11 protein-coding genes are annotated in these 11,735 nt (G+C 39.1%); 2 read left to right on the top strand and 9 right to left on the bottom strand.

Translation table 11 applies throughout. The features are described 5' to 3' along the window. Positions 1 to 477: 477 nt before the first annotated feature. From JOD45_RS14385 to JOD45_RS14375, 3 genes are all read right to left on the bottom strand, one after another. Positions 478 to 765: a hypothetical protein gene (locus tag JOD45_RS14385; protein ID WP_205004600.1), complete on the bottom strand. Its 288-nt coding sequence runs from the start codon at positions 763 to 765 to the stop codon at positions 478 to 480. Then, positions 750 to 1,574, bottom strand: a complete 825-nt coding sequence (locus JOD45_RS14380) for a M50 family metallopeptidase (protein WP_205004599.1) — start codon at positions 1,572 to 1,574, stop codon at positions 750 to 752. Before JOD45_RS14380 ends, JOD45_RS14385 begins: the two co-directional genes overlap by 16 nt. 325 nt (positions 1,575 to 1,899) lie before the next feature. Beyond that, positions 1,900 to 2,355 (bottom strand): hypothetical protein, encoded by a 456-nt coding sequence (locus tag JOD45_RS14375; protein WP_205004598.1) that lies wholly within the window; start codon positions 2,353 to 2,355, stop codon positions 1,900 to 1,902. A gap of 224 nt (positions 2,356 to 2,579) precedes the next feature. Between JOD45_RS14375 and JOD45_RS14370 the strand changes: the two genes are divergently transcribed. Further along, positions 2,580 to 3,398, top strand: a complete 819-nt coding sequence (locus tag JOD45_RS14370) for a VOC family protein (protein WP_205004597.1) — start codon at positions 2,580 to 2,582, stop codon at positions 3,396 to 3,398. Between the two features lie 286 nt (positions 3,399 to 3,684). On the opposite strand, the gene JOD45_RS14365 is transcribed toward JOD45_RS14370, so the two are convergent. From JOD45_RS14365 to JOD45_RS14345, 4 genes are all read right to left on the bottom strand, one after another. Further along, positions 3,685 to 4,404 (bottom strand): pentapeptide repeat-containing protein, encoded by a 720-nt coding sequence (locus JOD45_RS14365; RefSeq protein WP_205004596.1) that lies wholly within the window; start codon positions 4,402 to 4,404, stop codon positions 3,685 to 3,687. A 15-nt stretch (positions 4,405 to 4,419) separates the two neighbouring features. Beyond that, positions 4,420 to 4,749, bottom strand: a complete 330-nt coding sequence (locus JOD45_RS14360; protein WP_205004595.1) for a PadR family transcriptional regulator — start codon at positions 4,747 to 4,749, stop codon at positions 4,420 to 4,422. A gap of 195 nt (positions 4,750 to 4,944) precedes the next feature. Continuing rightward, the gene (locus JOD45_RS16655) at positions 4,945 to 5,358 is read right to left on the bottom strand and encodes a CDGSH iron-sulfur domain-containing protein (RefSeq protein ID WP_239549297.1); all 414 of its coding nucleotides are present in this window, start codon (positions 5,356 to 5,358) and stop codon (positions 4,945 to 4,947) included. A gap of 66 nt (positions 5,359 to 5,424) precedes the next feature. Next, on the bottom strand, positions 5,425 to 5,634 hold the full coding sequence (locus tag JOD45_RS14345) for a hypothetical protein (RefSeq protein ID WP_205004594.1): 210 nt from the start codon (positions 5,632 to 5,634) through the stop codon (positions 5,425 to 5,427). Positions 5,635 to 5,874: 240 nt separating this feature from the next. Here JOD45_RS14345 and JOD45_RS14340 point away from each other — a divergent pair, with 240 nt between their 5' ends. Then, positions 5,875 to 7,260 (top strand): FAD-binding oxidoreductase, encoded by a 1,386-nt coding sequence (locus JOD45_RS14340; protein ID WP_205004593.1) that lies wholly within the window; start codon positions 5,875 to 5,877, stop codon positions 7,258 to 7,260. A gap of 66 nt (positions 7,261 to 7,326) precedes the next feature. Here the strand turns inward: JOD45_RS14340 and odhB are convergent, their stop codons facing one another. Together odhB and JOD45_RS14330 are read right to left on the bottom strand one after the other, a co-directional pair. After that, positions 7,327 to 8,574, bottom strand: coding sequence for a 2-oxoglutarate dehydrogenase complex dihydrolipoyllysine-residue succinyltransferase (odhB, locus tag JOD45_RS14335; protein ID WP_205004592.1), 1,248 nt, complete (start codon positions 8,572 to 8,574; stop codon positions 7,327 to 7,329). 32 nt (positions 8,575 to 8,606) lie between these two features. Further along, positions 8,607 to 11,444, bottom strand: coding sequence for a 2-oxoglutarate dehydrogenase E1 component (locus tag JOD45_RS14330; RefSeq protein WP_205004591.1), 2,838 nt, complete (start codon positions 11,442 to 11,444; stop codon positions 8,607 to 8,609). Positions 11,445 to 11,735 lie beyond the last annotated feature (291 nt).

Here is an 11,735-nt window from a genome sequence, read left to right as displayed (position 1 = left end):
ATGTCAGATACTTCAGCGATAAGAGAAGAAAAGTGCCACTTTAATGCCGATAACGCATCGCCGCACGAACTTTTTGCGTCACCGATCTTGTCGGCGAATTCTTCTAATCGATCTGGATCTACTTTAATTTGTCCCATTTATGATCCTAGAGAGATACTTTTTAAAAAGTTGTGCGGCCATTTTTTTATTGATACATTTATTATGATGTTCATATAATTAGAATATTCAAATGGATAAGATTGAAATGGCGACCTTTCACGAACCAAACTTATGAATGGGTTCATAGGTATCGCTCCTCTCCTAAAATAAAGTTCCTTCTTATCAAATTATAGCAAATCACTTCCATTTCAAATGAAGTTTGATAAAATTAATACTTTTATCCTGGATCATACATTGATTCTAAAGCCTCAAAAACAATACAAGTGACAAATAATAAGAGCCACCGCATTAGTGACTCTTATTAAAAAGATAATAAAATTATTCTTGATCATAAAATTCCACATGTGGCTTTTTCTCTTTTGTACATTTAATTTTTAACTCCTTAAGCAATTCCTTTTCTACAATATAATAGCCCTGGTTTTTTATATCGTCTAATGATCGTTCTAACCTGGAAAGTGAAGACTTCATTAGGTTAAAATTATTATTTAAATAATGGATAATAATTTCTGCTCGATTATAAGAATAAGTGTCCATCCGAGATAATTTTTTAAATATGCTTTTAATTTCAGACTCAGCATTTTTACCATCATTTAAAAATTTATACAAAAATAGAGGCTGTTAAAAAAGCTCATCGTTAATCTATTCTCTTTAGTTTGAGGCATGTTTACAAGGGGTTTAATATGAGATATCCCCTCTTCCATACCGTTAAGATCACAAAAATAATAAAAAAGAAAAGTGTAACAACTTCTATTCTCAAATGGGTGCTCGATTATAGATTCTTTACACTGTTTTAAAATATCTTTATTCCAATCCTTTGGTCTTTTAGAGCTAAACATTTCAGCAATAATGCTCATTTTTAATAGGTAACGTTCAGTTTCCTTTTTATTTTTAATAAATAACCATAGAGCTCCGCCGTCATTGAATTCCCCTTTAGTCATTGGAATCGCAGTTGCAAGAAAAATCAATCCATTAAATATTAAAAACCAAAGAAAGATTTCTAATCCGATCATTTTCCATAACGCAAAACTTATAATACTGCTTAAGAAACTAAAAAAAGGACCTCCAATCAAAAACAAAACTAAGCTTTTTTTGTTAGGTTTATGAGAACAAGGAGGTGTCATTACAGCAACACCTCCAAAATATATCCAATTTTTATTCTCTCTTATCTTTACTTTTCCGTTAACATTTTCAATTAAGAATGGTCCAACAGCAAAAAAACAAAAATTAAGCTTGCACATTAAACCGAAAAAAACATGCCCCAGTTCATGTATGGTTATAGTTACAATAAAACAAATAACAAGAATCCATATTAAGACAAAAGAAGAGAATAAATTCGGTATGGAAAAACAAACCAAAAAAGTTAAAAACAAAAAATACAATATTATTAAACTAGGCCTAAATAAAGACCCTCCCATAGATTCCCCTCCTAATTTATAAGCTGCTATTTTGTCTGGTTTTGATGGAATTCTTGAGTTTTTTAGTTAGATAATATTGTAAGCTATCACTGCTAAACAATCCATTTGTTTCCCAACAATTTCTTTCGGCATGATCTTTATGTTGATTTCCGATAATATATTTCATTGTTTTTTGCCAGTTGGTCTATTTGCTGGTCTTGCAGGGATAGGCTGTCAATTTACTAGGGCTTGGTCGTTAGGTTAAACCGCCTTCTAAAGATCTTCCCTAATATCCATCCTTTTTTAGCATTTTGGTAGTGAAAAACAATATAAATTTGTGTCTGCTTTATTGACATAACACCACACACTGTCCTATCATAAAAATCAACAGGTGCATATACCATCCCTGTCTCTCTTCTTTTGCACGAGCGGCGCCGTATTTCTTCTCATCATGCTGTTCTTCTTCTCCAAAATCCGGTATTGTCTCTCCTTTCCACTTTGCCGCTTTCTTTTTGAAATACCGATCGAGCTTTGCGAATTCATTTTTTCCATCAAAAATTAAATATATATAGAAAATCGCTGTGAAGATCTGAAAGGATGACATTTTCCCTGTTTCTATATAATCGAAAACTGCGAGTAAGGCAAGAAATAATTCATTAAATATAAGCAAAAGAATGAAAAAGCAGCTGGTTTTGATCATGCGAAACCAATACCTTGCTATAAAAAAGGCGCTTGCTAACGCGAAAAAAGCTATTTCTCCGATGATCGCAAACAACCATTTGTGTTCAATAATAACTGTCACTGATCAGCCTCCTTACTGAAATTCAGCTTCAAAATATATATGATATCATTAATATACTGTATCGCTTTTTTATCCAAAACACAAAAACTCATTATTATCATTCTATTAATCGATTTTAATGTTTTTATATTGCTCTTCAAATTGTTTTTTCATCCAAATTTAAAGATAGATAGTTCCCCTCTCTTGAGAAACTAAAAATGTATCTGTATAAAAGGAAGTTTGACATGGATTTTCGTTTCGATCACATTGTTCACTATACAAATAATCCGGAACGCGCCGTCGGACAAATGAAAGCTTTCGGCTTTCATGCCCAGATGGGAGGTCAGCATCCGGATTGGGGCACTTACAATGGTTTATGCCATTTTGATTTAAGTTATATTGAATTTATTGGTGTTGAAGATATCCATAAGGCTGAATCTGTTGCGGATAACTTTCTTATTAAACAGATTGCCGCCGAGAAAGATTTGGGTGATGGCTTGTGCAGAATAGCGCTGAGAACCAATGACATTGAACAGGCTGGCGAATGGTTCCGGCAAAAAGGATTAATCATCAAAGGGCCGGTCGAGGGCAGTCGCAGAAGAGCTGACGGATCACTGTTAAAATGGTCAATGTTATTTATTGAAGATCAAGAATCCGATCCTTATCACTTGCCATTTATCATTGATTGGAAACAAACAGATGAGGAAAGAAGAAAAACGCTTATCAATCAGCAAATCATTAAACGCCATTGCCTGCATGATGCAAAATTGGCATACGCAGCTGTTGCTGTCAAAGACTTAGAAACCAGCATTATGAAATGGAAAAAATGGTTTCATCTAGATGATAAACCCATTGTCTTTAACAAAAAATTAAATGCCCGGTACTGTAAGCTGCTTTTAAAAGGAACTGACATTCTGCTTTGCTCGCCGACGGGTGACGGCCTTGTTGCAGATACTTTAAAGCAGCGCGGGGAAAGGCCTTTTCTCCTGAAATTGTCCGAAACAAAAGTAGAAAAGAAAGCCGATTTATTCGGCGGCACTTACCTCTTTGGCAACAATGATTGAAAGAAAAATCTGATATTCAGCTTCCATCTGGATATCAGATTATCCTTTTAATAAATATAATAACGCCGGCCCAATCCTCTTTAACAGCCGGCATGCTTGAGCTGCTATCCAGCACCGAACTTTATACAGAACCGTTCATTTACATGAATACTGTTCTTAACGCCTATATCAGTCACCCATCCCCATGCCTTTCAGCGTGACTGCCGTGATAAATACGGTAAAACAAATCATTCCGACAGATATGACAATTGCAGTTCCTATACTCATGTTCATCGCCCCTCCTCTATCAGCGTAATGTCACATTGCTAAGGTCAGCCCTGGCGCCTCGTAAAAAGTTGTATGTTAACTTATCCATTACGGCGCCGTCAAAATCAATTTTCTTTGCATCAGTCAAGCGAAATTGAACATTATACAGCGTTGTATGACGAAATGATGCTTTTTTTAGTGAGCAGAGCTCAAAAATAGTTTGATTAAATGTTTCCCCATCAAAAACAAGCCCTTCAAGGTTACATCCTTTAAAATGCGCGCGATCATATATGCAATTTTTAAAAGATGCGCCTTTTAAGTTGACCGATTTAAAGAATGTTTCTGTCAAGTTAACATTTTCAAATATACATTTATTTAGGTTACTGCTTTTAAATGTACTGTTCGTTAAATCAGAATAGCTGAAATCAGATCCCTTTAAATCACTGGCATTAAAATTCCCGTCATGAACAGATACCGAACGAAAATCGCTGTCGTGGAGAGTTTGTTTGGAGTAATTCATGCGCACAGCTTGTTCAAGTGCGCTTTGCTGAAGATTTATGGATTCGATGAGTTCTGATACATCACCTATAGAATCAATGGTTAACTGATAGGCCTCTTCATCGCTATACCCTTTTTGTTTGTAGTCATTGTATTTTTCTCTTAAGTTTTGAGTCAGTTCTTCTTCGAGTTCCTTCGCAGATTTTACATTCTGATACGGCGCAAAAATCCTCTCAACATGCGCTTTTATATTATCAGTCATTTTAATTTTCCTTTCTTATAATAAGCGTTCAAGAATTTCTTTTGCCTGTTCCCAATTTTTTTTATTTTGCTGGTATGTGTTCACGCCTATTGGTGTAATTGTATAATATTTTCGCCTGCCGCCTTGAGTGGCATCTCCCCAATAAGAGGTGATTTTCCCTTCTTTTTCAAGTCGCTTAAGACTGGAATACATTGTTGCTTCTTTTAATTCAAATTGTCCTCCTGAACTTTCCAGTATAAGTTTACTTATTTCATATCCATACTTATCGCCGCTTAAAAGGAGTTTCAAAATCATCGTATCTGCATGTCCGCGGAGCCAGTCAGAGGACAATTTCGCTTGAACCATTACCCCACCTCCTTGTGTATATCCTAATATAAATTACTATGTCTGTCAAGGTAATATAAAATATAAAACAAACCCCGATAACCTTATTTAATGGTTATCAGGGCTGTTATTATAAAAAAAGATTTTTACATTTAATCCAAAGCTAGAAAAGCCTTTAAAATATTAAGGACCTTCATTCATTATTGTTTGATATCTTCAATGATATTTTTTATGAGTACCGTCGCAAAAAGGTTTGTTTTTTGACCGGCCGCATCTGCATAACGCAATTCTTTTATTCATGGTCAGCGGGTTTCCCTCTTCATCCAGCAATTCTATATTCCCATGAATAAAAAAAGGGCCGTTTTTGACAGTTTTGATCGTAGTCACATCAGGAGCCGTTTCATCTTCTCCTCCATCTAGACGCTGATACTGGAGCGCGCCAGTCGGACATTGTTCGATTGTTCGGCAGACAGCTTCAATATCTGCATCCTCCAAATTCACCCATGGCTTGTGATCTGGATTAAAAACTTCTTTAAGCAGCCGCACACATCTGCCTATATGATTGCACCGATTGGGATAGAAAGAAACGGCAATATGATCAGACTCATACTCATGCTTCTCTTCAGACAAGCTTCATCCCTCCACTTCTTCCATTATCTTTGCCAACCGGCTCTTCGAACATACCAAAGAGGCCTCTTATCGAGACCTCGATGAACAAGCGCTGATGAAAGGAGCGATAGCAAACGAAATAATAGAAACTGGAAGCCATAGAAAGATCATGATGACAAGTACAAAAAAGCGATTTTTGCAAGTGAGATCCAAACGATGGGGAATGATTAACATCCATCCAATGATACAACCGACGGCAAGGTAGATGAAAATGGTGACGACGTTCTCCATGATCATACAATCAACTCCGTCAGCGTCAATGCGCTTTTTAATAAATTATGCAAAAGGCATTTTTATGGTGAATCACAATTGTAAGCGTTTCAAATCCGGTTTAAGACACAAAAAATTAACAGTCTCACCTGTTTATTCATGATCCATTAGCTGTGTTCAGAAACATTAAAAAATTAGCTGCAATTAAAAGGGTTTTCCCTTTTTAATATTTAATTAACTATATAGAACAACAAAGGGGGCTCTTATATGACTATTACACATGACCATTTATTGTTGGAATTGAAAAAAATAACTGACGAAAAACGGGTTACTGAAAATGAGACCATTCTCGAACATCATAGTAAGGATGAATCGCATCATACACCTGTGCTGCCGGAGACCGTTGTTTTTCCAGTTTCTTCAGAAGAAGTTTCAGCTATCTTAAAGTTTGCCAATACCCACAAAATCCCGGTTGTCCCTTTTGGCGTTGGTTCAAGCTTGGAAGGACATGCCATCCCGATCAAAGGCGGTATCTCAATTGATTTCCAATTCATGAATAAAGTGCTTGAAGTCAGGCCTGAAGACTTTCTTGTTAGAGTTCAGCCCGGCGTTACGCGAACTGAACTGAATCAGGCGCTGAAAAAGTACGGTTTGTTCTTCCCGGTCGATCCGGGCGCCGATGCAACCATCGGCGGCATGGCAGCAACAAATGCCAGCGGAACCACAAGCGTTCGTTACGGGATTATGAGAAACCAAGTGCGTGATTTGGAAGTTGTTTTAGCTGATGGGAACACCATACATACCGGCGGTCTATCAGCCAAATCATCGTCAGGATATCACTTAACAAGCTTATTTGTCGGATCAGAAGGAACGCTTGGAGTTTTCACAGAAATCACGTTAAAAGTATACGGGATACCAGAGACGATTGTAGCCGGCCGCGCGACGTTCCCATCCGTCAAAGATGCTGTTGACGGCGCCGTCTCGCTTCTGTCTGCGGGTATTGCTATTGCCAGGGTTGAATTAGTCGATGAACAATCAATCGAACTAGTCAATAGACACAGTAAGACCGACTATCCTGTTCGCCCCACTTTATTTCTCGAATTTCATGGAAATGAACAAGGCGTCAAGCAAGATATTTCTTTTGCGCAAGAGCTTCTTGATGCCAATCATTGTGAAAAACTTGTATTTGAAACGGATTCATTAAAACGGGCGAAGCTTTGGGAAGCCCGTCACAATTTAGCTTACGCCGTTAAACATAGTTTTCCGGATAAGAAAATGATGATAACCGATGTTTGCCTGCCTATTTCGAAGTTAACGGATGCTATTGTATACGCTAGACATGTTATTGAAGAAAGCGGCTTAAACGGTTCAGCGATTGGTCATGTCGGAGACGGCAACTTTCATGCGAACTTAATGTTTGATAAAAACGATCCTGAGGAAGTAAAGAAAGCTTATGATATCAACCAGAAAATTGTCGAATTCGCTCTGGAACGCGGCGGGACTTGTACAGGCGAGCATGGCATCGGTATTGGAAAAATCAAATATTTAAATAAAGAACACGCAGATACAGTTCCTTTAATGCAAATGATTAAAAATCAATTTGATCCAAACAATATTTTAAATCCGGGTAAAGTGCTGCCAGAAAAACTTTAACCGCTTTTTTCATGAAAAAAGCGTTGGACTCAGCTCAATTGTGAATCCAACGCTTTATATAATCTATTAACCTTCAAGTAAAAGTTGTTCTGGATCTTCTAGCATTTCTTTAATTTTAACAAGGAATTGAACGGCTTCTGCACCATCAACAATTCTATGATCATATGATAATGCAATGTACATCATCGGGCGGTTTTCCATTCTATCGCCAACTGTTACCGGGCGTGTTTTGATGCTGTGCATGCCTAAGATGCCCACTTGAGGTGCGTTTAAAATCGGCGTAGACAGCAAGGAGCCGAAAGTACCGCCGTTTGTAATTGTAAATGAACCGCCTTGAAGTTCTTTTAATCCAAGTTTATTGGATCTGGCTTTTTCAGCCAAAGAAGCAATTTCCCTTTCAATTTCAGCAAATGACAGACGGTCCGCATCACGTACAACAGGTACTACTAAACCTTCTTCAGCAGCAACGGCAATGCCAATATCATAATATTTTTTAACTAAGATTTCGTCGCCTTGAATTTCAGCGTTTAACAATGGAAAAGCTTTCAAAGCGCCGACGACTGCTTTTGTAAAGAAGGACATAAAGCCAAGCTTGACATCATGTTTTTTAATAAAGGATTCCTTGCGGCGTTTTCTAAGCTCCATAATTGCCGTCATATCCACTTCATTAAAAGTTGTCAGCATGGCTGCAGTATGCTGAGCTTCAACAAGCCTCTTAGCTATTGTTTGGCGGCGGCGAGACATTTTAATGCGGTCAACTGGCTTGCCGTCTGTTTCGGCGGCCGCCGGCTGCGCTGCTTTTGGCTGAGGAGCAGGCTGTGCCGCTTTTTGCGCTTGGGCTTTAACATCTTCAACTCTTACTCTCCCTAATGGGTCGCGGCTTTCTACTTTGTTTAAGTCAATGCCGAGTTCTCTCGCCAGTTTGCGGGCAGCCGGAGACGCGATTAAACGATCATTTCCGTTGCCCTTTTCTTCTGCGGCTTCAGGAGCTGTTTCGGCAGTTTTGCTTTCAGGCGCTTCTTGCTTAGGCGCTTCAGCTGTTTTATTTTCCTGCGGTGCAGCGGCCTCTCCTTCTTCAGCATTTTCGTTTAAGATAGCAATCACTTCGCCAACTTCAACGGTATCTCCAGGTTCTCTTTTTACTTCTTGAAGGATGCCGCTGTTTTCAGCGCTGATTTGGATATTGACTTTATCTGTTTCAAGCTCAACGATGTCGTCGCCTTTGTTCACTTTTTGGCCTACACTCACTAACCATTCTGAAATTGTTCCTTCTGTAATAGATTCCGCAAGCTCTGGTACTTTAATTTCGATCACGGATGTTACCTCCTTAATCCGACACAATATAATTATTTTTCGAGTTTTAAAGCTTTCGTTAGAATTCGGTTTTGTTCTTTTTTGTGAATATCTGGTTCACCGACAGCCGGGCTGGATCGATCAGGGCGGCCAATATAACTTACTGATGCATGATCAGGAGCAATATCTCTCAGCCTTGGTTCTACAAATGTCCAAGCCCCCATATTTTTCGGCTCTTCTTGTACCCAGACAACCTCTTTAAGATGGTTATAGCGCGCCATGATTTGCTTGATTTCTTCTTTAGGGAACGGGTAAAGCTGTTCAACACGAACAATGTGCAACCAATCCTTGTTCTCCAATGAAGTCAGTTCAGATGCCAGATCAATCGCTACTTTTCCGCTGCATAAAATGAGGCGTTCAACTTGGTCTTGTTTTTCTCCCAGCCCTTGTTGTTCAACAACAGTGCGGAAACGCCCTTCACTTAACTCTTTACCCGGCGACGCAGCTAAAGAATGACGAAGAAGGCTCTTCGGCGTCATAATAACGAGCGGACGCACCTCATCTTTGTCAAGAAGCTCGGCTTGGCGTCTTAAAATGTGGAAATATTGAGCCGCACTTGACAGATTGGCAACAAACCAGTTGTTTTCTGCAGCTAATTGTAAAAATCGTTCCCAACGGCCGCTTGAATGCTCAGGACCTTGACCTTCATATCCATGTGGAAGAAGCATGACAAGACCTGATTTTTGTCCCCATTTTGCTCGTCCGGCAGCGATAAATTGGTCAAAAATAACTTGCCCGGCATTTGCGAAGTCGCCAAATTGCGCTTCCCAAATCGTTAAAGTTTCTGGAGCAATCACATTATATCCATATTCAAATCCTAAAACAGATGCCTCAGAAAGCGGGCTGTTATGAATCGCAAAAGATGCGTTAACGTCTGGCAGTCTGTGCAGCGGCGAGAATGTTTCCCCGGATTTGCTGTCATGCAGAACTAAGTGGCGATGAGCGAATGTTCCTCTTTCCGTATCTTGTCCTGTAAATCTAATTGGATGTCCATCTTTTAGAATAGTTGCAAAAGCGAGCTCTTCCGCCAGCGCCCAGTCAACTTTGCCGTTCTCATCCAAAGCGTTTGCCCGGCGTTTTAAGATTCTGGCCAGTTTAGGATAGACCGTAAATCCTTCCGGCCAATTTAACAATTGCTGATTAATTTCGTATAACGTGTCATGCGATACAGCCGTTTTTATTTCCGGCAGAGCACAGGCTATTTTTTGCGGTAAATCTTTCTCTTCAATTTCGCCGCTTTGGTTCTTTATTTCATCGTAAATGGATTGCAAACGTTCCTGTATTTTATTTTCTAATTGTTTGATGTCATCGTCTGTTATCTTTCCTTCGGATTTCAAAGTTTCGGCATATAGCAGCCGCACAGTAGGATGATTATTGATTTTCTCATAGAGAAGCGGCTGTGTAGCTGCAGGGTCATCCATTTCGTTATGCCCGAAACGGCGATAACCAATTAAATCAATAAGGAAATCCTTTTTAAAACGCTTTCTGTATTCATAGGCCAGAATAACAGCATCAAGGCAGGCTTCAGGATCATCTGCATTGACATGAACGATTGGAATCTCAAAGCCTTTGGCAAGGTCACTGGCATATTTTGTTGACCTTGAATCCCTGCTTTCTGTCGTAAATCCGATCATGTTGTTAGCGATAATATGAATCGTTCCGCCTGTTTGATATCCCGGCAATTGACTTAAATTCAATGTTTCACTGACAATGCCTTCGCCAGGGAATGCTGAATCCCCATGGATAAGGATAGGGAGCGATTCGGATGTATCCTGAACAGGGTAGCCCGCTGCTTGGCGGTTATCTTGAGTCGCCCTTGCATATCCTTCAACAACAGGATTAACAAATTCCAAATGGCTTGGATTGTTTGCCAATGTTACATGAGCATGCGCCTCATTTTCCTCTATATCGCGATCAGCGCCTAAATGGTATTTGACATCTCCAGTCCATCCATAATTGATGCCTCGTGAACCCTCTGAAGGAACCAGTTCTTTGTTTGGCGAATGATGGAATTCAGACAGGATCATTTCATATGGCTTACCAAGCACATGGGCAAGTACGTTTAAGCGTCCGCGATGAGCCATACCGATCATGACATTATGCGTACCGTCATGAACACATTTCTTAATCATTTTGTTAAGCATTGGAACTAATAAATCGACGCCTTCAATCGAAAAACGTTTTTGGCCGACAAACGTCCGATGAAGAAACTTTTCCAAACCTTCAACTTCAGTCAATTCGTTTAACAATTCTACGCGCTCTTCATCAGTCAAGTTAAGATGAAATGAACCGCTTTCAACCATCTCATTTAACCATTGGCGTTCATCAACATTATGTACATGGCTAAATTCGTAGGCTAAAGATTTTGTATAGATTCTTCTTAACTCATTTATAGCTTCCAGACCGTTTTGAAGGTGATCTGGCGCATTATGCCAAACAACCTTCGCCGGGATGGCTTTCAGGCTGACATCTGTTAATTGGTATTTTGCAGGATCAAGCATCGATAAATCATCATCTTTTTCCCTGCCGAGCGGATAGATTTGCGCGCCCAAATGGCCGTATGCACGAATTTTATCAGCTAATTTAACGGCCGCTATCACATTTGCCAAATTCCCAATTTGATCAACGTTATCAGTAACTTGAGTTGGTTGAGCTTCATCATCTGAAACTTCAGATGGCGGCTGTCCCCATTGGTCAAATAGATTTTTCAAATCAGGTTCCACTGAATTTGGATCTTTTAGATATTCTTCATAAAGTTCCTGAACATAGCCGAGGTTAGGACCATGAAATCCTTGCCATGGCTGTTGGCTTTGTGTCTTATCAGTAGCCATTTTTTGCGACACTCCTAACTGCAATAATAGTGACATAACCTAACCTTTTATGCGTTTTCAAAAACAGGGCATCGGCCGCTTTTTTTGAAAACGAGAAAACACTTTCAAAACCAATTTCTCATTTGATAAATTGTTTTAACATTTTATCGTTATCATTGGTGTCGAAAACGCCGATCCATGATATCGATGAATTCGCCTCCCTTTTTTGGCAATCATGGTGTCAATTTCAGAAATATTTTAGCAAACAAAGAATAGCGCTTCAAATTAAGCCTATTCTTTTTTTCATACACA

The organism is Scopulibacillus daqui (assembly GCF_016908855.1).
Taxonomy (GTDB): Bacteria; Bacillota; Bacilli; order Bacillales; family Sporolactobacillaceae; genus Scopulibacillus_A; species Scopulibacillus_A daqui.
The sequence above is the reverse complement of the archived record's forward strand: the minus strand, read 5'-3'. Positions and strand labels throughout refer to the sequence as shown.